A 24,420-nucleotide genomic window follows, 5' to 3' on the forward strand; every position below is an offset into this window, starting at 1 on the left:
ACGAATGAATATTGAACTCAGCCAAATGAATCGCGCAGAATCCGGGCACACCCTGGCAGTAGCAAAAATTTACATGTTCCACGAGGAGTCAGATGTGGAGGGAAACTCGCAGGAAGACAACGTTCGTATCGAATTCGGGTACTTCAGAAACGCAAAGGGACAACTTGATATTTTTGAGTTTGAGATTTATGACGCGAGTAACTTACTCGAATAAAAGCTGAATTTCTCGGCACTCGAAAGGCTCAAAAGGGGACTCGTCAATATGTGCGAAGCGGCCATCAGCACAAAGCTATACGTATAACCTACTGCCCTTTCCAAAAATCCGGGGCAGTGTCAGACAACGTCATAATAACTGCTCCGACGAAAGCTCGGGGCTATTTCGGACAACCAAAATAAACGCCAAATCCGCCCGTAGATTTCTCCACCTGCTAGTAAAAATCTGAAAATTTTCTTATCACGCGAAAAAGTTGGATGACACCGGTATCCCCCGTATTTTCAGGCGCTTACAAACGGTCGTAGCGGTGTCTTTTGTTGAATACTCCGGGCAGTGTCGTACAACAAAAAATACTGCTTGACGTAAGTTCCTCGGTCTTTAAATCTACATACAGCAACAACAACACGTCGTAGGAGACGAATAATGCTGATGACACTTGAAGACCTCATCAAAGAGCTAAAGCTCTCACGAGCAACAATTTACCGATCAATCAAAAGCCAAGGTTTTCCCGCGCCATTGAAATTTGGAAAATCAAGCCGTTGGAGAAAAAGCGATGTCGAAACTTACTTCAACAACAGGAGCGCGAGCCAATGTTGATTAATATCTGCGAACTGGGAAAACCCAAGAGAAACGTCATTACTCAAAGCCTTATTGATGAATGGGTGTCAGAGCGTGATCTGCTATCAGATCTTAGTGAAAGCTTGACGAACAAGGACGACAGTGAAAACTTCATGATTGCTAGCCGCGAGTTGATCAAGCGGATTGAAGAAGACGTATGGGTAGAGCAAAAGCGGATCACTCGTGAAAGAGACCAGTTAAAACTTCTGAAAGAAGCTAAAGCTAATCTTTTAGAACAGATCGCTGAACTGCAAGGAGAAGCCTTGTGAACCTTGGCCTATCGACCCTGGATATCGACTGAAATTGTAGAGTCATCCGTCGGATAGGTAGCATAAGAAAGATGACATAGTTCACCGCCCGGAGCGGATTAGAAGCACAAAAGCCGCCTAGAGCGGCCTATAAAAATAAGAACAATAAGATGTACACTACCACTCCCAACCGAATTCTCCCAAAGCAGTTGTTAGAAACCCAATATAGCAAAATTCTTTTCCGTGGATTCGACGAACACGGGAACGAGATGTATGAAAAGGTCGACATACAGCCCTCTGAAACACTCCCCACCATCGAAGAAATAATCTATTTTTCAAATGATGAGCTTGTCCGTCTCGCGCATAAAATCGCTGCCGCATATAGATTTTCACTGCTATCTGCAAACGAAAATCAAAAGAAACTTATCATTGACGACCTACCGTTTAATATAAAGTTAAAAAAACCCAAAAATTCAACTATCGACTCACTGGCCCTCAGAATCAGTGATAAAAAATGGTGGCGCAGGCAAATCATCAAACTAGCTGATGAAAAAAGAGAACATCTAGCACATCTAAAAAAAGAGCTCGGCGGAAAGAATGCCACTCAAGTGTGCTGCACCGACAGAACAATAGAAATGCATAAAGAACGCAAAAAGAAAACAGATAAGTTCTTGATGGGCTGTAACAAAATAATCCGCAGCAATGGTTCTGACGCATTTGTCTTCAACTTGCTAGATGTGGCCAACGGGGCAAGAAAAAACAGACTTAACGAGTTATTTCTGGACATAAAAGCTCTTGAGAGGATCGCGGAGCAGAACCAATTTGGCTGCGCTTTTATCACGCTAACAGCGTCCCCAGAATTTCATCCAAACCCGAAGATTGGAAGGGATAAGTATTCGGGGGCGAGTGCCAGGGAGGCTAACCGATCTCTGCAAAAGGATTGGCGTTCGATATTGGACGCTCTAGATAACATTGGTGTCGATAGAAGAAGCGGGGATTATTTCGGATTCCGGGTGGTCGAGGTTCATGAAGATGGATGCCCGCATTGGCACATAGCAATTTTCTTCAATAAAGAATTAGAGATTTTGGAAGCTATTGAAGATTCAATTGAACGACTGTACATAGATCGTAAAGACTACTTTGCGAATAACAAGCGCGATATTGTCCGCATTATTGAAAAGACAGGTGATGATACCGCCACCCCTTCATCTTATATATTCGGATACGTACTGAAAGCATTAGCGGGTGAAGACGATGACACTGCCACTAGGTACAAATGCGCCATCCGTGCCATGGGCGCGAGACAATATTCATTTTTTGGTATCAAGTGCGCCACAGGAAAACAGAGAGCACTTAAACGGGTGGCTAAAGATCCCGATGCGCCGACACATATAAAGCAACTGGCCAAGCAAATCCACCCCCCTATGGATTTAGACGATAGGAACGAGAGCCAATTAACGGCCCGCGTGCATTTTTTTGAGAATGATTCGGATAAGCTTAACTTTGAAAAAGAAGAGGGAAATAACAAATATGGCGAAGTAATCCTCACCGCAAAATCAATAAAGCATGAGTTGGATGAGCAGTCTGTGCAGATCGCAGGTTTGTGCGAAGACATCAGCCAGGAGCAAGCGGAAAAATTGAGACGTAAGGAGACAGAACAGGTCACAATTGTTATTAATTATTCAAGAAAAGCAAAAAGAAAGAAACGACACGCGAGACCGCTCACGAAGATTCGAATCTGGAAGAGATTCTGTGCTCAAGCGGCTAGTGAGCGTGAGAAAGAAGCGGTCAGGAGGGCGTACAGTGCCGCCAGGAGCCTTTCTTCGCATAAAGGCTCAATACACCTGCACCCACAGATGATACGTGCATTGGCGGCACTGGAGGAGCGGCGGGTGACGCGTTATAAGACAGCGGCAGAAGAGAAGCCTAGCGGCAGCCTAGGATGAGCCGCACCCCATGCCGATTGTTCAAATTTTTGAGTCTCGATGGCCAATATTTTCGTCATGCGTGCCCTTGCCAGATCAAGATAGGTCAAACAGGCGACGAGGCTGAGAGATCGACTCCCTAGGCCTCCATAACGTCCGTAGCTCCTAAGTGCCGGAAGCGCTATGCTCGGCGCTATCTCAGCGATTCAAGGAGCGAATTGTCATGTTACGATCAACCGTGTGTACCGCAGGCAGCGATGCCCCAATTTCTTTGATACCCGTGAAGAGTGATCTATCGGCGGCGAACACACTGTATTTGACGTCAGAATACAAGAGTCGACGGGGTCATCTCCAAAGCCGATCTCGTCCTAGCAAAGAAAAGTACGCGCAGGAGAGGACATGCCCGAGATATGGGGTTGACGACTCATCCGCGTTGTTCCCCATCCAACGGTGGTAATAGGGCCCAGTGTCTGGAATGCTTGGGTGCTTGGGTGCTTGGGTGCTTCATTCTTTTTGTAAGGGATGACATATGTACGACCAGTCGTTTAATTTTATTTCGGTTTCAAAGGTTCTGCGAAAGAATGATTTCTACCTTAGGCCGTGGCTGAGAAACCCGTTATCAAAGACCGCAGAGGTTGAAGCTGCTGTCGCTCGCTCTGATGTTGGGTACGAATCATACTCTTTTCTTGAGAGCTCAATTCTTCGCGGGAAGAATGTCTACAGAGTTCCCGCCTTCAGTCACGAGCTGGTGTTACGAAAGATAGATAAAAATTTACGAATGGCTAAGTCGTTATACTCGCCGTCAAGAGACACTATAATCGCTAATCTTCGCGCTCTGATCGCAGAAAGTGCTCAATTTAAAATATATAGATTAGATATCAAGAGCTTTTACGAGTCATTCACGGCGTCCAATGTCCTGAGTGCTGTGTACGGAATTAAGGGTTTAAGTCCTCAGACCAAAAAACACATTAAAGACATTATTGAGCATCATACCTTGGCTGGAGGGTTAGGGATCCCAAGAGGTATGGCCTTAAGTGCGACGTTATCTGAAGTAGTAATGAGTTCTTTTGATTCTTCAATAAAAACGATGGCAGGTGTATATTTTTATAGTCGATATGTCGATGACATTATTGTGATAACTGGCGGGGAGGAGCACTCAAAACAGTTTCTCGCTAAAGTGAGCAAGCTGCTACCGCCTGGACTCCATTTAAATACGAAAAAACAGGAGCTTTGTTCTGCACCCGATTCTTCTGGATACAAAAAAAGTCAGCATCCGGAAATGCCGCTGCTCTTCTCTTTCGAATACTTAGGCTATAGTTTTTCGGTTTACGAACCACCGGAGAAAAACGGCAGCCGAGAAGTAGTATTGGATATAGCGGACTCTAAGATAAAAAAGATCAAAACGCGTCTCACTAAAGCTTATCTAGACTACTGTAAAAACAGGAATTTTGAGCTTTTAGAAATGCGCGTAAAGTTTTTGACTTCTAACTTTAGCGTACTAGATATTAATAGAGGCGGGTATAGATTGGCTGGAATTTATCATAACTATCACAGGATAGATGAAGCAAAATCAACAGCCCTAGCTATATTGGATGAGTACCTATACCTGGCGACAATGAGCAGTTACGGTAAAGTATTTGATCGTTTTTTCTCGATCACTTCTGTCGCGCAACGCCGCAGACTATTGACTTTCAGCTTTAAGCGCGGATTCAGTGAACGTAATTATTTCCACTTCAACCGTTCACAGTTCAAAGCGATCAGGGAGTGTTGGGAGTATGCTTGATGATAAAAAATCTGAGCGAATTATAAAGGGTGACTATTGTCGAGTTCTCGTAACTGAAACAGCTCCTTATGAAACCCCGATAATATTTTCGAATGACGGCTTCTACAATATTGCAAAGAAACAAGCTTCGAGCACAGGCTTCGCCAAGACAATCGAAAGCTTATTTATAACAAGTAAGGGCGGAAAATGGAGCACTGTGCCTTACCAATATAAAATAAGGAAAAGTGCAACTGACTTCAGATGCCTCTCGGTTTTGCATCCACTCTCACAATGGCAAATTAAACTATTCTATGAGCGCTACGAGCATCTCATTTGTCATTACTGTACATTAGGTAAATACTCGATACGAACTCCATTCAAAACCGCGAGTGTATTTTACTACAAGAGTTCATGGGAGAACATAGGGCAATACAAGAGAGGTACCGTTGACGACACCGCCTCTGAAACAACGCTAAAACACAGTTCATCCTTCTACGCGTACAAGGGTTACACTAGACTTTATAAAATGTTTAACTCAAAAGCCTTTCTCGATCTTGAAAAAGACTTTAGCGTTCTAAAAACTCTGGACGTTTCAAAGTGCTTTGATAGTATTTATACGCATTCGATTGCGTGGGCTACTAAAGACAAAAGCTTTGTAAAGGACGGAAGGTACGCCGCATCTATATTCGGTAATAATTTTGACGACGTTATACGGATGGCGAATCACAACGAAACAAATGGGATTGTGATAGGCCCAGAAGTAAGTCGGATCTTTTCAGAGATAATATTCCAGAACGTTGACTGTAGAGTAGAAGCTAAGCTGGCATCTGAAAAGTTCAATTGGATTTTTAACATTGACTATTCTATCAAACGCTACGTTGACGATGTTTTCATATTTGCCAGATCCATCGAAATGGCAAATAAAATTTACGAGATTTATGCGGATACGCTTTTGGGGTACAAGCTGCACGTCAACTCAGCCAAAAGTCAAATATATCAGCGCCCTTTTTTCACACCAAAATCTAAAGTGATTAGAGAGGTAAATCTTTACGTAAACGAATTCACGGAAAGGTTTTTAGAGGAAGTTGAAGAAGGGGCTTCGCTAAAGCCAAAGAAGATATTCAAAGTTGATAGGCTTGTGCGTAGCTTTGTTGATGCTATCAAAGCAACTTGTTCTGCTGAAGGTATGGATTATGATGAGGTGTCTTCATATATCATATCTGCGCTGTTTGAAAGAACAAAGCTGCTAATTAACATCCCCAAAGAACTTAATCCCGAAGCCGAAATTAACGATTACAAGGATGCTTGTATCGTATTTTTGGAGGTCATGCACTTTTTCTATTCGGTGGCACCCTCTGTTAGCTCTTCGTATAAGTTTTGCGCATCATTGATACTGCTCTGTCGGTTTGCCGACCAACATTTAGGTCATTACAAGCATACAATAAAACAGCGCGCATTCGACCTGTCTCTGTCCCTGCTCGATAGCGACACCTTCCACAAAAGAGCTGATATTGATAATTTCATATCGCTTGAAGTTCTAAATGTCATTTTGTCTTTGAGCGATTTTGGCGCTGCTTATCTGCTCCCTTCGCATATAGTAGAGAAAGTGTTCGGTGGCGATAGCTCGTATTTTAACATCGTTTCTTGTCTTTTTTATATCAAAGATCATGTTCAATACTCAACAATTAAAGAAAGCACTCTCAAAAAATTAGATGCAAAGCTTCAAGACATGTCAAAAATCCTTTCTAATACAGAGCAAGCTTGTCTGTTGCTAGACAGCCTGACATGTCCATATATAGGCCGAAAAAGAAAATCCAAATATGTAAATAGGCTATGCGTTGCGATGAAGATCAGCAAGCCGACTCAACAAGAGTTAAGCGATTTTTTTACGCATTATGCTTCTAAATATTGGTTCATTAACTGGACAGAAGTCGATCTTTTAAACGCTCTGGAGCGAAAAGAGCTTCGGCAGGTGTACTGATCGGAGCTGTCGAGGCTTTTTTCGGATGTTTTTCTGTGCTAGCCTGCAGGCTGAAAGGTTAGTCAATATACCTCCACGCGGCCCCTCAGAAGGCTGCGTTTCATACCTACTTAGCGAATTCTTCATCACCTCATGGGTCGATGAGGCGCTAGCTACCTAGGAGCGGTGAAAGCCGTACACACTAAGGTTGAGACTGCCTTTCTCCCCATTCTCAACGCCGCAGGTCTTAAGCGCTTCCTTCTCGCAGCCGGTGCCTTATCTTTCGCCCGGCTTAGTGTGTCCCACCAAGTCATCTATTCCAAAGATTCAGTATCACTCAAAAAAATCATCTAAAGAGACCTGTCTCTGCGACCCACCTACTGCGTCTTTTCCCTCAGACACACAGCCGAGCGGAGCAGTGCTTGTGGATGAAAGGTATTTGGCCAAGTGCTGCTTTAGCATTTTAAAATTATTCTTCGCATCAATGTCCTCCTCAGATTGACGGTAGGTTGCCCCTGGAGTCATAACGTCTTCACCTTCATAAAATATCGCAACATTGCCGAAATATATGTCTCCCACTGTGTCATTCCCTATTTATATACAATTTTATTAGTTGCGTAACTTGCATCGCTGCCAGCTATAAATTAATAATACTCTTAGATGATTAGGGCGAACAAGGCTCCTCGAAAAATAGTCTTCGACATTTTCCGGCCTTGTCTAGGGCTAGCCCTAGAGACCCAGTGGGGTTTCCCCACACCCCTGACGATCACAAAAATAAGAGCCCGGAGGGCCGCATGGAACATGAGGTAAAATGGGTGCAAATTAACGCACAGGTACCGCTCTCACAGCGAGAGCGGCTAAAAGAGAATGCGCGCAAATGCGAGATGAGTGTCTCGCAACTAATCAATGAGATGATCACATCTACGCAGATCGACATATCTCCAGGAATGCCGGCGCAGATGCGCGACCTCAATAGCTGGCTTGGACGGATAAACTCAAATATCAATATGCTTGCGCATCATGCAAATACGTACAGAGAAAAAGCGGATGCAGACCTAATAATTTATCAGCTTAACTTTATCGCGCGAGATATAAACGAGGTCGTAATATTTTCGGACGAAATAAGGAAAAGCAATCGCACACAAAGAGTTAAAAAGGCCACAGCATCATGATCCATGGTTTATCGAAACATAGCACTGTCGGCGCTGGGACTGGTATTAATTATTTTCTCTCCGAAAATTATTTCGACAAAGAAACACAAGAGTGGAGACAGAGAACTCCAGCAGCCACTTTACTCGAAGGCAACCCCTCTGCAATGCGCGTGCTCTGCGAATCACTGGACTTCAAACACAAATACACAAGTGGAGTGCTGAGTTTTTCCGAAGAAGAAACGGCATTAATTAATTCCACACGGGGCATGAAAGGCAAAATCATTGAAGACTTCAAGGATTTCGCGTTCGCTGGCGTAAAAAAGACTGTCGAAACATTTTACTAGTACAGCATGAGCACACCGGGCGGCTTGAGATTCATTATATGATCCCTCGGATTCATCTCGAATCTGGAAAATATTTCAACCCCTTTCCACCGAACTATAATGGCAAGCACGGCGCTGGGAATAATAACGAGTTCATTTTGCAGAATGACAGCTTTGTCGACCAAGTATGCAATAAATATGGATTGCAAAACCCACGGGATACAAAAATACGGCGATCGGTTGAATTACCTCAGTTTGACCCCCAGAGAAATATAAAGAAACAGGTCGTCGCTGCTATAGATAATTTAATAGATGCTGGGGCCGTAAGTTCCCGAGAAGATATGCTTATTTTTTTGCAGAAGCAGGGTGCGGAAATAACAAGAAAAGGCCATAACTATTTTTCCTTTAAATTCGAAGGAATGAGTAAAGCCGCAAAGCTTGAAGGAGAATTATACAGTGAGCAACCTTTCTCAGAAATTGCAAAAAGGCATTCAAAGCGAGATGCAAAATTTGAAGCTGAAAGAGCTGGCACTGAATCCCGCTACAGTGAAACGCTTACTTTCAGATCAACGGAAGTTGAGAGCAGGCATCGTATCCCTGCAGGTGTCGCTGAACGAGCAGAAGATAGATTTGCAAAATCATCAGCAGAACTACAAAAAACTCACAAAGAACTTAGTGAGATTCGGGATGTTATTAATAATTTTAGCCCTCCCGCTGCTAGCGCTGCTCGCAACCTTGTTAACCAGAACAAGCTGATTGCCGAACCACTAATAAATATTCCGAAGACGTCGCCCAGATCTATTGTCGCACCGAATATTTCAACCGGCAATAAAGTTCATGATGAACTCTTGGCAAAATTTCACAATGATATGGCTGGAGCTATCAAGAAAGACATTCTGTATAGACAGAAACTATCTGGTGACTATGCAAAATTGGCAAAGGAAACGATCAAAAAAATAGAAAGCGCGGTAAAAGATATGTTTTCATTCGCCGTAAGCATGTACACCGGACAGAATTTTTACTCCCCCGGAAAAACGCTACAGTACGAATTTTCAGAACTAAAATTGAAGGTCGAAAAATTAATTGAGGACATCAAATTAGAAGTTCAATTGGCTAAGAAGACCGAGAGGCACATCAAGAAAATTGACAAGCTGAGTGTCGGGGAGGACGGAAGTGGAGATAAGTATAGATTTGGCTTTGCAATAAAAACAAAAATAAAACCAGAGGAGTTAGATCATGGAAAAAATTCAGATCAGCAAGCGGAAAGACACGCTACAGAGCATGCACTTGCTCCAACACTGCCAGGCAAATAAGACTCGTTGTTTGAGATGTGCATATGCAAGATTACAAGTTCGTTCAAACAAGGATATTCCTGGCGAGTATGCATCGCCCGCAATAATTGATGAGTTTGTCAAGGAACTGGAAATCAACATCGTGTGCGCTGCCACGGGGCAGGCCGGGTTGAAACTTGGCCAAGTAAACTACTGTGAACTATACGAAGTATGCGAACAGTAAGGCGGAGCACCATGGGCTGCGCCCCCGTCCCCCCCATCTTGCCGCCGATGGGCTCGGGGGTGAGGGGGAAGAGCAACCCCTCACCCCTCTCCCAAGGCTTAACTTCCCCCGCCAGCATCAAGCGAAATACGCCCTGCGTGCGCCCTGCGGGGCGGAACCCCACTTCTTGGGGCCCCCCGCCATTTCGTTTGACTCTGGCCGCCCCTAAGGGGCTTCGAAAGCTATAAGTTGACTCCAAACCCCCTAAGCTCTTTTTCCAAAGTAGCTCGGCTAAGTGCGGGTGCAATTTTAAAAATATTTCGATAAGCCATATACAAAAATACTGGAAACAAGAGAAGACCAAAGCCAAAAGTTGCTGTTGCAATTATTATTGACGCTGGAAGGGCTGCAACACCAACATACACTCCAACCAAGACAAATGATCTAGATATTACTTTTACTTCATCGAGATCAAAATCTACCTCACCGTTCGGTTTCTGGTGAGCAATCACAACTGATTTCTTCTTGGTGATATTTTTTATATACCAAGTTCTTGGGACACCCTCCTTCATTGCCCCGCTCTTGCCCACGTATCTTGGAACAATCAATTCTTTGAAGAATGCGGTTTTTCCGCCTTCGTTCTGAACCCGAACACGACGATATATAGAACCCGCATCCTCAACGGTGTCATAAATCGAATCTTTCACTATCACGGTTTCTTTTTTCAGCTTTAGCATCACTGCTCTCCCCCGCAGACTACGATCCACATTTTTTGCGACACTAAGGATTACTTAGTATCCCGTCAAGAAAAATCTAAGATTCTCTTAGCTTTTGCGAGTGAGAGAATGGGCAGCGTATTTAGCAATCGGCTGAAGGAGGCAAGGAAAGCAGCAGGCTGGTCTCAAGAGCGCTTGGGGCAGGAAGCTGGTTTTGAGCCCGCCAGCGCTAGCGCACGGATGAATCAGTACGAACGCGGCGTGCACACCCCGAGTCCGACTGCCGCTAAACAGATCGCGGATGCACTTGGCTTGCCGCTCGCTTTTTTCTACGCTGACGACGAGGAAGCCCGCCTACTAGCGCTTTTTAACTCGCTAGGGCACGAACAGCGTCGTGAAGCGCTTGAGGCAATCGCAGCACTCGCAGAGCGATCAGCAACGCAAAAATAGCGACCGTTCGTCGGCTTCCGGTATTTTGTATGGCTGCATGTACAGCACACACCAAAATATAACCTAACTTATTGATTTATATATCAGGTTCGATTCTCTCTACCCGCTCCATATCACCTTTCCACTGAAGCTTACCGAGCGTCAGGGAACGTTGACTGATCCGGCTCTGGTTTACCCTCTCACCACACCTGAAAAATCACTGACGCTCTGCCTGTAGCGCAGCGATCATCCATTGTGCATTGTTATTGGAAAATACTCAGGCCTCTCTGACTCTCAATAGCTCTTCGGATTTTTTAAATATATAGCCAGTGACAACCGCAACAGCACCCATTATTTCTGCAACGTAAACTCAGCCTTGTCAAAAGACAGCCAGCACGACGTATTATCCGTCCACTTCGACTCGGTAGTTCCCAGCACGCCCTTCATCAAAACCTTGTCACCCTTTTTGAAACTGCTGATCTTTTTCTTGTTGACCAACAGGTCATCACGGGTCAAACCCTGCCCCTGACATTTGGGATTGGTCGGATCCGTAAAGATGACGGCGATCTGGTTTTGGCCAATGGCGCTGCCTGTCTTGGTAATACGCTGCACAACACCTGGAATGATGAGTGTCTGGGCGTCCCACTTTTCCTTCGCGGTGACTTCGTTTGTTTCCCAATCGCTCCAGATCTGCGTCAACGTCGCCTGTTTGGCTTCGATCAACCCTCTGAAATCGCCGCTCAGCACGTCACCGGTCTGGTCGAATACGCCGTTGGTGACGGACATGGCCTGATCAAGACCCGCGCATCCCGACAAGGCCAGAATCAACGGAAACAACGCTGCACTTTTCATCCACACACTCCGCTGGCGGACTCACCTCTGTTTTGGTCGGCGGTCCGTTATTCAATAACAAGGGGCTTATAACTTCGGCAAAAACTCTAACCAGCGTTTTTGATACCTTCAATAGTACAGATGTACTATGCGCACTATGGCGCGTAGCCACTAGTTCATGTGTGCTATATCCATTACAACTTCGCCTCTCGATACTTCCGCCGTTGGCAATCTGCCTAACGGAACCGCTAATGCCTTCAAGGCTGGCAGCCACGGTCGTGGCTTTTATGGAGTATCTGGAGTCGTTATGAACCCCTTATTCAGAATATCCCCCCTTGCTTTTGCGATTACCCTTGCACTGCTCCCAGAGACTCAGGCAGCGGACTTTGTTCTTAACGATGCTCAGGAAACATTCAACAGCGACCGCGTGATCGATGGCGAGATCAGAGTCCGGGCAACGGATGGCAACACGGCCAGTCTCACGATCAACAATGGCGCAACCGTGACCAGTGAAGGCGGCGAGATGATTGGTCGGGCCAGCAGTACGGGCGTCAACATGGCCAAGGCCAGCGTTGTGGTCGAAGGGGCGGGTTCGCGCTGGATCGTGCCGCGTACCTCATTCGTGCTGGGTAACACGATCGTTATCGGTGGTGCCGGTCAGGGTGATCTGACCGTCCGCAACGGGGGCCAGGTGTCGGTGCGGGATCTGGATCTGGGTGACGTTTTCGGGGCCAATTCCAACAGATTTTCGCAAGCGGACCTGCTGGTGAGTGGACAGAACTCGCTGGTCGATGCAGCGAACATCACCGCAGGCGGCGTTTTTGTTTACAAGTCGAGCATCACGGCCAACGATGGCGGCAAAATCAACAGCGAGGCAGTGGACATCGACTCCACTGTCAGATTGTCTGGCGCAGGCACGCGCTGGGACAATAGCGGGACCTTCAGCAACAGAGGCGATCTGACGCTCGAGAATGGCGCAGTACTGGCGACCAACTCAATGACGCTGGGGTCTGCCATCAGCAGCACCAGCAATCAAGTGAGCATTTCCGGCCAGGGCACGCGCCTCTCCGCACAAGACCTCACACTCGGCAGCAACACCACCCGCACTTACCTGACACTGTCCGACGGTGCCGAACTGAGCGCCACCAACGGCATACTCCTCACCACCATAAACGATCTCAATACGGCAACACGGGGCACGCTCGCTGTGGGCGGTTCGGTCGCAGTGGACCCCAACCGTACCGATGTCGATTCCACGACGGCTGGAGCGGCACAGGCCGCCGGTCGAGTCGATCCGGCAACCGGCATTCGCTTTGGTACCGGTAACGGATACCTGGCGTTCAACCATACGGACGCCGATCTCCAGTTCGCCAACACCTTGAGCGGAACGGGCCGGGTGTATGCGTTCAACGGAAACACCACCTTGAGCGGTGATACCTCCGGATTGGCCGGCAGCGTCGTCGTTCGCGGCGGACGTCTCGTGCTGTCGGGCAACGTGGACCAGGTCAATCAGCGCGGCAATACGGCCACTACCCAGAGCCTTTCACGGTTCAACGTCGGCAACGGTACTCTGGTGGTCAATGGCACCGCGGGGCGCAATGAGTTCGGGGTCTACACCAACAGTGCCCAGGTGCTGGACGGCGGCGTTCTGGCCGGTGTCGGTCAGGTCGGCAGCACTCAGGTCGCGTCAGGCGGCACGTTGTCTCCAGGTGAAAACGCCATCGGTGCGCTGGCCATCCAAGGCGACCTGGACATGGCGGCAGGCTCGCGTTATGCCGCAGACATTGCTGGCAACGGCGCGTCAGACCGGATCAACGTAAGCGGCACAGCAACCCTGCGTGGAACTCAGGTCAACGTCACCGCGCTGGACCCGGCGCAGAGTTATCAGAGCGGCAGGACCTACACCCTGCTTTCCGCCCAGGGTGGGCTGGTCGACGGCGCCACGCCAGGAACAGCCTATGCACAGGCAGCGACCAATTCGGCATTCCTGAATGTCGGATTGCAGCGCACGGCCAACGATCTGAACCTCACCATCGAGCAGAAAAATACAACGCCGACCCCGACGCCAGAACCGACGCCTACACCTGAACCAACACCGACACCGACACCGACACCAACACCAACTCCAGAGCCAACACCGACTCCGACTCCAGAGCCGACGCCTACACCTACGCCAACTCCAGAGCCAACACCAACGCCAGAGCCAACACCAGCTCCTGCGCCGGGTATCTTCCAGACGGTCATGGTGACCTCCAATCAGTTCAATACCGCTGGCGCGCTCGGCGCACTGCAGCAGAGCGGCGAGTCCCTGCGTCTGTACAACAACCTGTTGATCCTGGATGCAGACAGCGCGCGTGATGCGGCCGATCAACTGTCCGGCGACTCGCTGAGCAGCACTTCGACGGCTCTGATCGCCAACAGCCAGGTGGTATCCGGCGTATTGGGCACTCGTCTGCGGGGCCTTCTGGACAACGGTACCGTGCGCATGCCAGCCATGGCACTCAACCTGATGCCGACCACACCCGCCGCCGAAAACGGCGCCTGGGTGCAACCCTTCGGCAACTGGACTCAACTGGACAGCCGTAACGGTGCCGGCGGCTTGAGCCAAAGCACCGGCGGTGTGCTGTTCGGGGCAGACGGCAGCTTCAATCCGGATTGGCGCGGCGGTGTCTATGCGGGCTATAGCCGTTCGAAGTTCGACGCCGATAATACTGATGCCGAAGGCCACAGCGACAACTACCACCTCGGTCTCTACACAGGTGCCCAGATCGATGCCCTGCGCCTGAGTGCAGACATCGGCTACACCTGGCACAAGCTGGAAAGCGAGCGGAACGTGGCGTTTGCCGGGTTCAGCGATCATCTGACCGGCAAACGCAACGCCCAGTCGCTGCAGGCCAGTACTGAAGCGGCCTACCGCATACCGGTCGGCAGCGTGTCTCTGGAACCTTTCGCCGGGCTTTCCTACGTGCGCTACAACGCGGACGACATGCGTGAAAAAGGCGGAGCGGCCGCTCTGGATGTGTCCAGCGACAAGCAGAACACCGTGTTCTCGACCGTGGGCATGCGCGCATCGACCCATACAAACGTGGCGAACCTCAACACCGAGCTTTACGGCTCGCTGGGCTGGAGACGCGCCTACGGTGATCTGGATCCGCGAAACGTCCAGTCCTTTGCCGGTGGTCCGAACTTCGAAGTGCAAGGCGTTTCTCAAACCCGCGACACCGCCTTGACTGAAGTGGGCGCGAAGGTGCGACTGAACAAGCAGACCGACCTTGGACTGTCGTATCAGGGCCAGTTCGGCACCGACACACGCTTCCATTCGGTGAACGCAGGTGTGACGGTCCGCTTCTGACCGGAGCACTCGGGCTGGATGACCATTCGGACAGTGTCTGCTCGAGTGGCTTCCAGCCCGAACTTTGACTGACCTCTTGACCATAGCCTCGGGGGATCAGAATGGACTTCAGGTCCGCCATTCCCGTGTGAACAACTCCCTCCTTCTGAGCAATCCTCTATGGCATCGCGCCGCTCCCCTTACAGACGTTAATCGCAAAAAATCTCGCACCAGTGTGTATGATGTGTATCAATGCATCTCGAGTGTGTATAGCACACACTTGGAGTAATGATAGGCTTGGGTGATGCGAAGCAGGGAAATGATAAGAACGATTGAGGATGATGGATGGTATCTCGTGGCGACCAAAGGTAGTCACCATCAATACAAGCACTCGTCAAAGCCTGGAAGGGTAACGATCAAGCACCCGGATTCCGATATACCGATCAAAACGATGAATAGCATATTGAAGCAAGCGGGATTGAAATGACCGCCAGAAAAGAAGAGGCACCCTTGCATCTCGTCTTCAGTGTGACGGCATTTAGGATCTGTCAGGCTGACAGCCTTGCGATCAAAGAGAAAAGGTAGACAACTCATGAAATTCACCGTCGTTCTGCATAAAGACGCCGATTCAGACTATGGAGTAACTGTTCCGGACGTGCCTGGTTGCTTCTCGGCAGGCAGCTCGGTATCGCAAGCACTGGAAAGTGTGAAGGAGGCGTTATCGCTGCACTTTGAAGGTCTGGTGGCCGATGGCGCACCACTCCCCAATGCGCAAGCCATTGATATTCATATGGCTAATCCCGACTACGAAGACGGTATCTGGGCGGTGGTCGAGTTCGACGTGACGCCTTATTTTGGCAAGTCAGTGCGATTCAACGCGACACTTCCGGAACACCTGCTAGCCAAAATTGATGAGCGCGTCAAAACCGATCATCGATACGCCTCACGCTCTGGCTTTTTGGCCGCTGCTGCATTGAACGAGCTGCATACAGAGTACCGCTGATAGAAATCGCCAGTACCGCAGATTGGAATTTCAGTGATTCTCACAGGCAAGAAAAAGGGCACCTTAAGTGCCCTTCTTTGTTTACGGAGTAATCAAGCTACTCGATTAATCGCGTAAGACTGCCTCTCAGCGATACCGCTCAAGCCAATGCGCGTAAGGCGCTGGCAAGGTCCACGACGCGTTCTCCGCACCGAGTTCCTTCGCAGCGAAATAGGCCCAATGCGGATCCGCAAGGTGCGCGCGGCCAACAGAAACCAGATCGAGCTGACCCGATTTGACCGCCTCTTCCGCCAGTTGCGGTGTGCCGAAACCCCATGCCGAGGTCACTGGAATACCTGCTTCGCGACGCACACGTTCGGCGACCGGTCCCATGAACGCAGGACCCCACGGAATGTTGGTGTCAGGAATGGTGAAGCCGACACTGACGCTCAACAGGTCAAGCCCGCCAGCCTTGAAACGACGTGCCAGTTCGATGGACTCGGTAAGGGTCTGCTCGTCGCGACCGTCGTATTCAATGACGCCGAAACGGGCGGTCAGTGGCAGGTTTTCCGGCCAGACTTCACGCACGGCCGCCAGGGTTTCCAGCAGGAAACGGCTGCGGTTTTCGAAGCTGCCGCCGTAGGCATCTGTGCGCTGGTTGGAGTGTTCGGAGAAAAAGCTTTGTCCCAGGTAGCCGTGGGCGAAGTGCAGTTCGATCCATTCAAAGCCGGCTTCAAGGGCGCGGCGTGCGGCGTTGACGAAGTCCTGCTTGACGCGGGCGATGTCCTCCAGGGTCATTTCACGCGGCACTTTGGGCAGGTTCGCACCAAACGCGATGGCGGACGGCGCGATGGTTTCCCAGCCGCGAGCGTCGGAATCGGCAATGTGGTCGTCGCCTTCCCACGGACGATTGGCGCTTGCCTTGCGGCCTGCGTGGGCAATCTGAATACCTGGAACGGATCCGGCCGCCTTGATGGCCTTCACGATGGGAACGAATGCCTGCGCCTGCTGGTCATTCCAGATACCGGCGCAGCCCGGAGTGATTCGACCTTCGGGTGCCACGGCGGTCGCTTCAACCACCACCAACCCTGCTCCGCCACGCGCCATGCTGGCCAGGTGAACATGGTGCCAGTCGTTGATCATGCCGTCGTCGGCACTGTATTGGCACATGGGCGGAATGGCGATGCGGTTGCGCAGGGTCACGTCTTTCAGGGTGTAGGGTTGGAACAGCGCTGACATGAATATCTCCCGGTACGTCAAAATACGATTGTTCGATAGTATTCGAAATATAGCGCCAATTGAAACCCCTCGTTATCATGCCGTCCATGCGAACCCTAAAACATCCCGAACCCGATGCCTTCACCCTCGACCGCGTTTTGTATGCGTTGAGCGACCCTGTGCGTATGGAAATCGTCCGCCATCTGGCAGGCGTACCCGAGGCGACGTGTGGAGAGTTGTGCGGCGAAAGACCCAAGTCCAGCGCCTCTCACCACTTCCGAGTGCTGCGGGATTCCGGCTTGGTGCAGACGCGCAATGTGGGGACCACGCACATGAACTCGCTGCGCAACGAAGAGCTTGAAACCCGCTTTCCGGGTCTCCTCGCGGCGATTCTTAAACAGGCGTGATGAGTCAGCCAAACGTTGCGCGCTTTGCCGCCTGCCGTCCGACGACTTCGCCCCACGTCGCCTGATCAGGCTCAAGCACCGGGTAAGCCTTGATGGCGGGCGTAATTGTTTCATTGATGACAGCCGTGATAGCACGACCGATGGCGTTTTTGAACTCGGCATGCTGCGCCTGATCAAGCTCTTTCAGAACCTTGCTTAGCGCCACATCGAGTGCAGCGATCGCATCTATTCCGCCGTCTCTGAGCGAACGTGCAGCGTCCTTTGTCAGTTCCATTACCGCTCCTTGTGATCCATGACGAGAATATCCGAACAGTTGACTACAAAGACCTGCATCCCGAGCAACTATGTCCATCAGGGAACATCTGCGAAACGCCGCGCGCCATGCTATATAGAACCGCACCTGTATTGCGGACAACCTCTGCACACCTTCACCAGAGCTTGACGCATGAAGCGCAAACAGAAACATCCGGTGCGTGTGATCGAATCCCCTCAAACCACGACAGCCAGCACCCGGCCTGTGCATCCGCCGTTCTGGCGCTACGACGATGAACCACAAACCGCGCCCGGCCTTACGCTGGGCGGCTTTGCCTTTCTCATCGTGTTGCTGATCATCCTTCCCTTCTATGCGCTTGCGCTGCTGGTGATTACCCTCGCGGAGGCGATCAAGGGTATACCGCTCACTTATGCGCAAACCCTTACCGATCCTGTGTTTTTCACACCGTTGATGGGCACAGCGTTACTGGCGGCAGGTCTATTGAGTTGGTGCACGTCGAGCCCGGCAGTGACCGCATTCAGTTTTGACGAAGCCAGGCAGCAACTTACGTTGACCCAGACAGCCCGCGTGGGAAAACCCATCGAAATGGGGATACCGTTCAGCGATATCCTTTGGATAGCCCCGTATGTCCTGTCCAGTCATCATCGTTCAGGTTTTTTCCGGATCAGTTTCATAGGTCCCAGAGGCAAGCCTTTGCAGCGCCGTCTGGGTCCAGACCTGCCAATAACGGAAATAGAGTTTCACGGTGATTGGTTAAAAGGCTTGATTGGAACGCGGATGAACGACATTTGCTGGCTGGACCTGTGAAAAGGTCCTGTTATGAGCACACGGAAGGCAGCCATAACGGCCCCGTTTTCGGGGCCGGACCTCTTCGGTCAGTGCGCTGTATCCGCTTTGACCGATGACTCGGGCGCAACGGCTTGAGGATCTTTCATCGCCGCTATCTCGCGATCTGCAACCGCCTGATCGAATGCCCCGTCCCACTTGGCTATCGCGATGGTGCCGATGCCGTTACCGATCAGATTGGTAACTGCACGCGCCTCGTTCAGAAAGCGGTCGACGCCCAGCAGCAGTACCAGACCGACCAACGGAATCTCCGGGATCACCGACAGCGTCGCGGCCAGCGTCACGAAGCCTGCCCCGGCGACACCCGCCGATCCTTTCGAGGTCAGTAACAGCACGCCCAGCACGACCAGTTGATCCGCCAGGGTCAGCGGCGTATTGGTGGCCTGAGCCACGAAGATCGCCGCCATGGTGAGGTAAATGCAGGTGCCGTCCGAATTGAACGTGTAACCGGTCGGCAGCACCATCCCGACGACCGAGCGCTTGCAGCCCAACTTCTCGAGTTTGATCATCATTCTGGGCAGCACAGCTTCGGTGGAGCATGTCCCGAGCGTGACCAGAATCTCGTCCTTGAAATAGCGCAGAAACGTAAGCAACGGCACGCCTGACCAGCGGGCAATCGAGCCCAGTACCACGACAATGAAAAACAGCGTGGTCACGTACAGCGCCAGCATCAGGTGACCGAGCGACACCAGTGTACCGATGCCGTACTTGCCAATCGTGAACGCCATGCCTGCGCCCGCCCCGATCGGCGCGAGACGCATCACCATGGCCACGATGCGAAACAGGCTCTGCAACAACAGGTCGATGATGTTGACCAGCGGCTTTCCAGCCTCACCCAGTTGCACGAGCGCAATGCCCATCAACACGGAAATGAAGATCACCTGAAGCATGATGCCTTTGGCAAAGGCGTCCACGATGGTGGTCGGAATGATGTTCATGAAGAAGCTGACGGCACCGCCCTGCGACTCGGCGGCCTGGGCATAGCCCTTGATCGCATCGACGTTAAGGGTGCTGACGTCAATGTTCATGCCCTCGCCCGGCTTCATCAGGTTGACGACGACCAGACCGATGACCAGCGCCAGTGTCGAAACGATCTCGAAATACAGGAGCGCCTTGCCGCCCGTGCGGCCCACCTCCTTTATGCTGCCCATCTTGGCGATACCGACCACGACCGTGCCGAAAATGATCGGCGCGAGCAGCATCTTGATGAGTTTGATGAACCCGTCGGCCAGTGGCTGGAGCCTGGCACCGATGTCGGGAATCAGGTATCCGATAAGACCGCCGATGACGATGCCTATCAAAACCTGGACGTACAGAAGCTTGTACCAGCGTGTGGCTGTGTTCATGGCTGTACCTCAGTGTTGTTTTTGTATGAGGACAAGCGCGGCCCTGTCGTGGAGGGCCGCGTCATGATGAAAACCGGTCAGCCTTCGCCGAGTTCCCGCATCACTTTGTAGAGTTCGGACTTGGCCTCGAAGCCGACACCCGGGATATCCGGCAGGCCGACGTATCCGTTCTCGACGCGAATCCCGTCGGCGAAGCCGCCGAACGGCTGGAACACATCCGGGTAAGACTCGTTGCCGCCCAGATGCAGGCCCGCAGCGATGTTCAGAGACATCTGGTGACCGCCATGCGGAACGACCCGGCGCGATGACCAGCCCAGTTCCTTCATGACGTCCAGAGTGCGCATGTACTCCACCAGGCCATACGACAGCGCACAGTCGAACTGCACGTAATCGCGATCAGGGCGCATACCGCCGTGGCGCAGCAGATTGCGGGCATCCTGATGAGAGAAGAGGTTTTCGCCGGTCGCCATCGGCAGCTCATAGTGATTGGCGAGCTCGGCCTGCAGCGCGTAATCCAGCGGGTCACCGACTTCTTCGTACCAGAACAGGTTGTACTTCTTGATGGCTTCGGCGTACGCGATGGCCGTCTTGATGTCGAAGCGACCGTTGGCATCGACGGCCAGTCGACGACCGTCGCCCACCACTTCCAGCACCGCCTCGATGCGACGAATGTCCTCATCCAGCGGCACGGCACCGATCTTCATTTTGACCACGTCATAGCCGCGATCCAGGTAGCTCTGCATCTCGGCCTTGAGTTTGGTCTGGTCCTTGCCCGGATAGTAATAACCGCCTGCCGCGTAAACCCAGACCTTGTCGTCAGCCACGCCATCGCGATAGCGGTCAGCCAGCAGGCGATACAGCGGCTTGCCTTCGATCTTGGCAACGGCGTCCCAGACCGCCATGTCGATGGTGCCCACGGCTACGGAACGCTCGCCGTGCCCGCCCGGCTTTTCATTCGTCATCAGGGTTTTCCAGATGGCGAAAGGGTCGAGATTGTCGCGCTCCTTGTCGACCAGCGTCTCGGGATCCGCTTCGCTGATGCGGGCCAGGAAGCGGTCGCGCATCAACGCACCCTGCCCATAGCGACCGTTGGAGTTGAAGCCATAACCGATCACCGGTTTGCCATCACGAATCACGTCAGTGATGACGGCGACAACCGAGCACGTCATCTTGGAAAAGTCGATGTAGGCATTGGCAATGGGTGATGCGATGGAAACCGTTTTTTCACGAATTTCGACGATGCGCATGGGGGAGCGTCCTCTCTGATTGTTATCCCCGGAACCCCGGGTTGGTACGCACAGACTGTAGGGCTGGACGCGAAATCGGAGCCAATGCTATTAATGCAGCACCCTATGTGTACAAGGCATCACCCATGGAACTCGTGTGGCTGGAGGACTTCAACGCCCTCGCCGAGAGCGGAAATTTCTCACGTGCCGCCGACGCGCGGCATGTCACCCAGCCTGCGTTCAGCCGACGGATCAGGGCGCTGGAAAGCTGGGTGGGCGTCGAGTTGTTCGAGCGCACCACCCAGGGCGCGACGCTGACCGAAGCGGGCCAGAGCATGCTGGACAATGCCCGCGAACTGACGCGAAGGCTCTACCAGATGCGCGCAGAAGTGAAGGAAGTCGCAGGCAAGGCCACCCGAACGCTGCATTTTGCCGCCACGCACTCGCTGTCGTTCACCTTCTTCCCGGCCTGGATCAGACAGGTGGAAGACGGCGCGCCGATTGAAGGCATCAGGCTTCACTCCGACAACATGGCGGCGTGTGAGCAATTGCTGCTCAACGGTGAAGTGCAGTTCCTGATCTGCCATCAGTATCCCAACGTGCTGCCCCGGTTCGACAGCAAACAATTCGACAGCAGGGTGATCGGCTCCGACGCCCTGCTCGCCTTGCAATCCCCCGAGCTGAAGCCCGGCGAGCCTGTGCCTTTTCTGTCCTACACGGCAGAGTCGGGCCTGGGGCGAATCATCGCCTCGTACCTGCAGAACAACCCCGGTCATCCAGCGCTGGAAACTGTTTTCAGCTCACATTTGGCGGCCGTGCTGCTGTCGATGGCGTTGCAGGCCAAAGGTATTGCCTGGCTGCCGCAGAGCCTGGCGGCACCGGAGTTGGCGTCGGGGCGTCTGACGCACAGTTCGATCGCCCTGGCAGACATCCAGACCGAAATCCGGATATTCAGGGCAATGATTCCGCTGGGGGATTTTGCAGAGAAGTTCTGGGCGGGGCTTGAGAGTTGATTGGGAGGCGTCACCACGTCTTCGACGTAGCGCTGTCGCGCAGCAAACTCAGTGGGAGATTCTATGGTTTTGGGAAACCCCTCAAGCCGCCTTTGATTGATATTCGCTCTGGGTTTTTAACAGGGCGAATACGACTCGAGCCATCTTCCTTGCCAGCATGACCAAGGCTTGAGTGGTGCTGAAGCCACGCTTTCTCTGCTCTTCATAAAACGGCTTCCACGCGGCTGTACGGCTGCCAGACATGGCCGCGTTATGAAGCAGCCGACGGGCTTCCGGATCGCCACGCTTGGTCAGGCGGCGCGGCCCGTCACTTTGTCCGGATTTGGACACCCTGAGGTCCAGGCCTAAAAAGGCGATGAAGGCGTTGGCGTTGCTGAATTCGCCTCGCTGAAAAGTAGTGACCAGCCGGGCCGCCGTCAGAAAGCCGATACCTTCTACTTTCATGCAACGACTGACCTGTCCCATCAACTCGGCTCGCTGCAGGACATCCTTGATCTTCTTCTCGACCAGCGCTTCAAGGCGCTTCATCGAATTGATCTGCGCCGCGAACGCTGTTTTCAACAGGGGCTCATTGGACCAGCTCTGAACCAGTCCGGTACGCGCCTGGACCAACGCCGCACGACGACGAAACAGGCTCAGCAACTGACGATAAAGCGGGCACGGCGGTACCCAAGGGTGCAGCTCGTCAGCCTCTTTCTTCAAATATCGGGCAAGCAAACGAGCGTCCAGCGCATCCGTCTTGGCGCGTACATTGACGCCTTTTCGGTAATGGCTCAGTTGGTAACCATCGATCATATAGATGGTGCAGCCGGCCTCATAAGCCATGTCGGCGAACAGTACGTGGTAGGTATTGGTGGCTTCGACAGCGATTGACACCGTTCCAGCCAAGGTACGCAACCACTTGCTGATAGACGCCTTGGTGTTGGGAATCGCTTCAAGTCGGTCGGACTGGTCCTGATAGATCACCAGCTCATTTTTGGCGACGTCTACTCCGACGACAGGTTTAGTCTGGGCAACCAGCATTGCCATGGCGCAATCTCCGGGATAAGGTTTGAGAACTTGAAGGGACCACCCAGAGGCGCAGGCTTGTTTCTATCGTAGGTCGCGAGCCATAAGCATTCTTTATCGGCGCTTGGGTGAAAGGAGGAGGGGTGAAATCTCCCACAGGTCTGTACTGCGCAAACAGTCAGAAGCGAACTGAGTCCCTCCTCCTCCCTTCAAGTCCTACCATACAAGCGGACTTGTCCGCGAAGGCCAATACATCCGACGAATATTCATCGTCTGAAATACAGTATTCGCGGACAAGTCCGCTCCTACAAAAATCGCGTTTCTTCAGTAAGTTACAGGTTGTTTGATAAGAGATGACTCATTGAAGAGTGTTGCATGGACAACACACCACTCACGCCCAATCGAGCACCGGCCAGCCATGCTCCTGCGCATATGCCCGCAGGGTCGGGTCCGGGTTCACGGTGATGGGGTTGTCGACCAGCTTCAGCAGCGGCAGGTCGTTTCGGGAGTCCGAGTAGAAGAACGCACCTTCCAGCATTTCGTCCTGCACCCTGAGCCACTCACTCAGGCGCAGCACCTTGCCTTCGCGGTAGGTCAGGATGCCCTCGGTGAGGCCGGTGAACTGACCGTCCTGCACTTCCAGATCAATGGCCAACACTTCGTCTATGCCCAAGTGCGCTGCAACGGGCGAGACGATATGAACGCCTGTCGCCGAAATCACCAGCAACCGATCACCGGCCGCCTTGTGCCTGGCGATGGTCTGACGGGCCTCGCGGTACACGAGCGGATCGATGACGGCCTTGATGAAATGCGCGACGGCCTCGGCCACGTTCCCCACAGTACGGCCGACCATCGGTGTGAGGCTGAACGCCATGTAATCCTCCATGGCCAGTTTGCCCTGACTGTAGGCGTTCATCAGCTCCTGATCGAGGCTCAGAAAGTCTTCGTCTTCCACCCAACCCAGCCGCATCATTTCCCGGCTCCAGAGGCTGGCGCTGTCGCCATGAATCAAGGTGTCATCCAGATCAAATATCGCTAAAGCCATCGGGTCCTCTCAACAGTCGGACTGCGCTGAACGAGCGCGCCCGAAAGGGGCGC

General features: G+C 51.7%; 24 protein-coding genes. 16 read left to right on the forward strand and 8 right to left on the reverse strand.

Features of this window, described 5'->3' with window-relative positions; translation table 11 throughout:
* The first annotated feature begins 4 nt into the window (after window positions 1–4).
* The 9 genes from AC0IXS_RS08470 to AC0IXS_RS08510 all read left to right on the forward strand — a co-directional run bounded on the left by AC0IXS_RS08470 (window position 5) and on the right by AC0IXS_RS08510 (window position 9,514).
* The gene (locus tag AC0IXS_RS08470; protein WP_471824364.1) at window positions 5–214 is read left to right on the forward strand and encodes a hypothetical protein; all 210 of its coding nucleotides are present in this window, start codon (window positions 5–7) and stop codon (window positions 212–214) included.
* Between the two features lie 429 nt (window positions 215–643).
* Complete coding sequence (locus tag AC0IXS_RS08475; RefSeq protein ID WP_408637176.1) at window positions 644–811, forward strand: helix-turn-helix transcriptional regulator; 168 nt, start codon at window positions 644–646, stop codon at window positions 809–811.
* Entirely contained in the window at window positions 805–1,101 is a 297-nt protein-coding gene (locus AC0IXS_RS08480; RefSeq protein WP_100847511.1) for a hypothetical protein, read from the forward strand. Before AC0IXS_RS08475 ends, AC0IXS_RS08480 begins: the two co-directional genes overlap by 7 nt.
* Before the next feature lie 149 nt (window positions 1,102–1,250).
* Entirely contained in the window at window positions 1,251–3,026 is a 1,776-nt protein-coding gene (locus tag AC0IXS_RS08485) for a replication endonuclease (protein ID WP_471824366.1), read from the forward strand.
* 508 nt (window positions 3,027–3,534) lie between these two features.
* Window positions 3,535–4,788: an antiviral reverse transcriptase Drt3a gene (drt3a, locus tag AC0IXS_RS08490; protein WP_122411614.1), complete on the forward strand. Its 1,254-nt coding sequence runs from the start codon at window positions 3,535–3,537 to the stop codon at window positions 4,786–4,788.
* On the forward strand, window positions 4,781–6,748 hold the full coding sequence (drt3b, locus tag AC0IXS_RS08495) for an antiviral reverse transcriptase Drt3b (protein ID WP_100847508.1): 1,968 nt from the start codon (window positions 4,781–4,783) through the stop codon (window positions 6,746–6,748). Before drt3a ends, drt3b begins: the two co-directional genes overlap by 8 nt.
* A gap of 773 nt (window positions 6,749–7,521) precedes the next feature.
* On the forward strand, window positions 7,522–7,899 hold the full coding sequence (locus AC0IXS_RS08500) for a plasmid mobilization protein (protein WP_100847506.1): 378 nt from the start codon (window positions 7,522–7,524) through the stop codon (window positions 7,897–7,899).
* A complete protein-coding gene (locus AC0IXS_RS08505) occupies window positions 7,896–8,222 on the forward strand; it encodes a hypothetical protein (protein WP_471824368.1) in 327 nt (108 codons plus the stop codon). Before AC0IXS_RS08500 ends, AC0IXS_RS08505 begins: the two co-directional genes overlap by 4 nt.
* A 38-nt stretch (window positions 8,223–8,260) precedes the next feature.
* The gene (locus AC0IXS_RS08510) at window positions 8,261–9,514 is read left to right on the forward strand and encodes a relaxase family protein (RefSeq protein ID WP_471824370.1); all 1,254 of its coding nucleotides are present in this window, start codon (window positions 8,261–8,263) and stop codon (window positions 9,512–9,514) included.
* A gap of 423 nt (window positions 9,515–9,937) precedes the next feature.
* Here AC0IXS_RS08510 and AC0IXS_RS08515 read toward each other — a convergent pair whose 3' ends face one another.
* The gene (locus AC0IXS_RS08515) at window positions 9,938–10,432 is read right to left on the reverse strand and encodes a hypothetical protein (protein ID WP_100847504.1); all 495 of its coding nucleotides are present in this window, start codon (window positions 10,430–10,432) and stop codon (window positions 9,938–9,940) included.
* A 108-nt stretch (window positions 10,433–10,540) separates the two neighbouring features.
* Between AC0IXS_RS08515 and AC0IXS_RS08520 the strand changes: the two genes are divergently transcribed.
* A complete protein-coding gene (locus tag AC0IXS_RS08520) occupies window positions 10,541–10,861 on the forward strand; it encodes a helix-turn-helix transcriptional regulator (RefSeq protein ID WP_100847503.1) in 321 nt (106 codons plus the stop codon).
* 330 nt (window positions 10,862–11,191) lie between these two features.
* Here the strand turns inward: AC0IXS_RS08520 and AC0IXS_RS08525 are convergent, their stop codons facing one another.
* Complete coding sequence (locus AC0IXS_RS08525) at window positions 11,192–11,692, reverse strand: hypothetical protein (protein WP_004881252.1); 501 nt, start codon at window positions 11,690–11,692, stop codon at window positions 11,192–11,194.
* 286 nt (window positions 11,693–11,978) lie between these two features.
* Between AC0IXS_RS08525 and AC0IXS_RS08530 the strand changes: the two genes are divergently transcribed.
* The 3 genes from AC0IXS_RS08530 to AC0IXS_RS08540 all read left to right on the forward strand — a co-directional run bounded on the left by AC0IXS_RS08530 (window position 11,979) and on the right by AC0IXS_RS08540 (window position 16,005).
* Window positions 11,979–15,023, forward strand: coding sequence for an autotransporter family protein (locus AC0IXS_RS08530; protein WP_471824373.1), 3,045 nt, complete (start codon window positions 11,979–11,981; stop codon window positions 15,021–15,023).
* Window positions 15,024–15,306: 283 nt separating this feature from the next.
* On the forward strand, window positions 15,307–15,489 hold the full coding sequence (locus AC0IXS_RS08535) for a type II toxin-antitoxin system HicA family toxin (protein WP_004881256.1): 183 nt from the start codon (window positions 15,307–15,309) through the stop codon (window positions 15,487–15,489).
* A 105-nt stretch (window positions 15,490–15,594) separates the two neighbouring features.
* Window positions 15,595–16,005 carry a type II toxin-antitoxin system HicB family antitoxin gene (locus AC0IXS_RS08540; RefSeq protein ID WP_057410644.1) on the forward strand — a complete coding sequence of 137 codons (411 nt, stop codon included), beginning with the start codon at window positions 15,595–15,597 and terminating at the stop codon, window positions 16,003–16,005.
* 126 nt (window positions 16,006–16,131) lie between these two features.
* On the opposite strand, the gene AC0IXS_RS08545 is transcribed toward AC0IXS_RS08540, so the two are convergent.
* Window positions 16,132–17,223, reverse strand: a complete 1,092-nt coding sequence (locus tag AC0IXS_RS08545) for an NADH:flavin oxidoreductase/NADH oxidase (protein ID WP_025996828.1) — start codon at window positions 17,221–17,223, stop codon at window positions 16,132–16,134.
* An 86-nt stretch (window positions 17,224–17,309) separates the two neighbouring features.
* Here AC0IXS_RS08545 and AC0IXS_RS08550 point away from each other — a divergent pair, with 86 nt between their 5' ends.
* Entirely contained in the window at window positions 17,310–17,609 is a 300-nt protein-coding gene (locus tag AC0IXS_RS08550; RefSeq protein WP_057410677.1) for an ArsR/SmtB family transcription factor, read from the forward strand.
* Window positions 17,610–17,613: 4 nt separating this feature from the next.
* Here the strand turns inward: AC0IXS_RS08550 and AC0IXS_RS08555 are convergent, their stop codons facing one another.
* Window positions 17,614–17,883, reverse strand: coding sequence for a hypothetical protein (locus tag AC0IXS_RS08555; protein WP_057410643.1), 270 nt, complete (start codon window positions 17,881–17,883; stop codon window positions 17,614–17,616).
* A 171-nt stretch (window positions 17,884–18,054) separates the two neighbouring features.
* Between AC0IXS_RS08555 and AC0IXS_RS08560 the strand changes: the two genes are divergently transcribed.
* Complete coding sequence (locus tag AC0IXS_RS08560; protein WP_449117060.1) at window positions 18,055–18,690, forward strand: hypothetical protein; 636 nt, start codon at window positions 18,055–18,057, stop codon at window positions 18,688–18,690.
* A gap of 68 nt (window positions 18,691–18,758) precedes the next feature.
* On the opposite strand, the gene dctA is transcribed toward AC0IXS_RS08560, so the two are convergent.
* Together dctA and AC0IXS_RS08570 are read right to left on the reverse strand one after the other, a co-directional pair.
* Complete coding sequence (gene dctA, locus AC0IXS_RS08565) at window positions 18,759–20,075, reverse strand: C4-dicarboxylate transporter DctA (protein ID WP_057410641.1); 1,317 nt, start codon at window positions 20,073–20,075, stop codon at window positions 18,759–18,761.
* A 77-nt stretch (window positions 20,076–20,152) separates the two neighbouring features.
* The gene (locus tag AC0IXS_RS08570; RefSeq protein ID WP_004881265.1) at window positions 20,153–21,322 is read right to left on the reverse strand and encodes a mandelate racemase/muconate lactonizing enzyme family protein; all 1,170 of its coding nucleotides are present in this window, start codon (window positions 21,320–21,322) and stop codon (window positions 20,153–20,155) included.
* Between the two features lie 125 nt (window positions 21,323–21,447).
* Here AC0IXS_RS08570 and AC0IXS_RS08575 point away from each other — a divergent pair, with 125 nt between their 5' ends.
* Complete coding sequence (locus tag AC0IXS_RS08575; RefSeq protein WP_057410640.1) at window positions 21,448–22,314, forward strand: LysR family transcriptional regulator; 867 nt, start codon at window positions 21,448–21,450, stop codon at window positions 22,312–22,314.
* An 81-nt stretch (window positions 22,315–22,395) separates the two neighbouring features.
* On the opposite strand, the gene AC0IXS_RS08580 is transcribed toward AC0IXS_RS08575, so the two are convergent.
* Together AC0IXS_RS08580 and AC0IXS_RS08585 are read right to left on the reverse strand one after the other, a co-directional pair.
* Window positions 22,396–23,343, reverse strand: coding sequence for an IS110 family transposase (locus AC0IXS_RS08580; protein ID WP_057409210.1), 948 nt, complete (start codon window positions 23,341–23,343; stop codon window positions 22,396–22,398).
* Between the two features lie 370 nt (window positions 23,344–23,713).
* Window positions 23,714–24,367 (reverse strand): HAD family hydrolase, encoded by a 654-nt coding sequence (locus tag AC0IXS_RS08585; RefSeq protein WP_057410639.1) that lies wholly within the window; start codon window positions 24,365–24,367, stop codon window positions 23,714–23,716.
* Between the last annotated feature and the right edge of the window lie 53 nt (window positions 24,368–24,420).

It is taken from the genome of Pseudomonas sp. AC016 (genome assembly GCF_979253365.1).

What these genes read in the sequence shown, in the direction of transcription:
- AC0IXS_RS08470 (WP_471824364.1), top strand. Translation starts at nt 5, where the DNA reads ATGAATATTGAACTCAGCCAAATGAATCGCGCAGAATCCGGGCACACC.
- AC0IXS_RS08475 (WP_408637176.1), top strand. Translation starts at nt 644, where the DNA reads ATGACACTTGAAGACCTCATCAAAGAGCTAAAGCTCTCACGAGCAACA.
- AC0IXS_RS08480 (WP_100847511.1), top strand. Translation starts at nt 805, where the DNA reads ATGTTGATTAATATCTGCGAACTGGGAAAACCCAAGAGAAACGTCATT.
- AC0IXS_RS08485 (WP_471824366.1), top strand. Translation starts at nt 1,251, where the DNA reads ATGTACACTACCACTCCCAACCGAATTCTCCCAAAGCAGTTGTTAGAA.
- drt3a (WP_122411614.1), top strand. Translation starts at nt 3,535, where the DNA reads ATGTACGACCAGTCGTTTAATTTTATTTCGGTTTCAAAGGTTCTGCGA.
- drt3b (WP_100847508.1), top strand. Translation starts at nt 4,781, where the DNA reads ATGCTTGATGATAAAAAATCTGAGCGAATTATAAAGGGTGACTATTGT.
- AC0IXS_RS08500 (WP_100847506.1), top strand. Translation starts at nt 7,522, where the DNA reads ATGGAACATGAGGTAAAATGGGTGCAAATTAACGCACAGGTACCGCTC.
- AC0IXS_RS08505 (WP_471824368.1), top strand. Translation starts at nt 7,896, where the DNA reads ATGATCCATGGTTTATCGAAACATAGCACTGTCGGCGCTGGGACTGGT.
- AC0IXS_RS08510 (WP_471824370.1), top strand. Translation starts at nt 8,261, where the DNA reads ATGATCCCTCGGATTCATCTCGAATCTGGAAAATATTTCAACCCCTTT.
- AC0IXS_RS08515 (WP_100847504.1), bottom strand. Translation starts at nt 10,432, where the DNA reads ATGCTAAAGCTGAAAAAAGAAACCGTGATAGTGAAAGATTCGATTTAT.
- AC0IXS_RS08520 (WP_100847503.1), top strand. Translation starts at nt 10,541, where the DNA reads ATGGGCAGCGTATTTAGCAATCGGCTGAAGGAGGCAAGGAAAGCAGCA.
- AC0IXS_RS08525 (WP_004881252.1), bottom strand. Translation starts at nt 11,692, where the DNA reads ATGAAAAGTGCAGCGTTGTTTCCGTTGATTCTGGCCTTGTCGGGATGC.
- AC0IXS_RS08530 (WP_471824373.1), top strand. Translation starts at nt 11,979, where the DNA reads ATGAACCCCTTATTCAGAATATCCCCCCTTGCTTTTGCGATTACCCTT.
- AC0IXS_RS08535 (WP_004881256.1), top strand. Translation starts at nt 15,307, where the DNA reads ATGCGAAGCAGGGAAATGATAAGAACGATTGAGGATGATGGATGGTAT.
- AC0IXS_RS08540 (WP_057410644.1), top strand. Translation starts at nt 15,595, where the DNA reads ATGAAATTCACCGTCGTTCTGCATAAAGACGCCGATTCAGACTATGGA.
- AC0IXS_RS08545 (WP_025996828.1), bottom strand. Translation starts at nt 17,223, where the DNA reads ATGTCAGCGCTGTTCCAACCCTACACCCTGAAAGACGTGACCCTGCGC.
- AC0IXS_RS08550 (WP_057410677.1), top strand. Translation starts at nt 17,310, where the DNA reads ATGCGAACCCTAAAACATCCCGAACCCGATGCCTTCACCCTCGACCGC.
- AC0IXS_RS08555 (WP_057410643.1), bottom strand. Translation starts at nt 17,883, where the DNA reads ATGGAACTGACAAAGGACGCTGCACGTTCGCTCAGAGACGGCGGAATA.
- AC0IXS_RS08560 (WP_449117060.1), top strand. Translation starts at nt 18,055, where the DNA reads ATGAAGCGCAAACAGAAACATCCGGTGCGTGTGATCGAATCCCCTCAA.
- dctA (WP_057410641.1), bottom strand. Translation starts at nt 20,075, where the DNA reads ATGAACACAGCCACACGCTGGTACAAGCTTCTGTACGTCCAGGTTTTG.
- AC0IXS_RS08570 (WP_004881265.1), bottom strand. Translation starts at nt 21,322, where the DNA reads ATGCGCATCGTCGAAATTCGTGAAAAAACGGTTTCCATCGCATCACCC.
- AC0IXS_RS08575 (WP_057410640.1), top strand. Translation starts at nt 21,448, where the DNA reads ATGGAACTCGTGTGGCTGGAGGACTTCAACGCCCTCGCCGAGAGCGGA.
- AC0IXS_RS08580 (WP_057409210.1), bottom strand. Translation starts at nt 23,343, where the DNA reads ATGGCAATGCTGGTTGCCCAGACTAAACCTGTCGTCGGAGTAGACGTC.
- AC0IXS_RS08585 (WP_057410639.1), bottom strand. Translation starts at nt 24,367, where the DNA reads ATGGCTTTAGCGATATTTGATCTGGATGACACCTTGATTCATGGCGAC.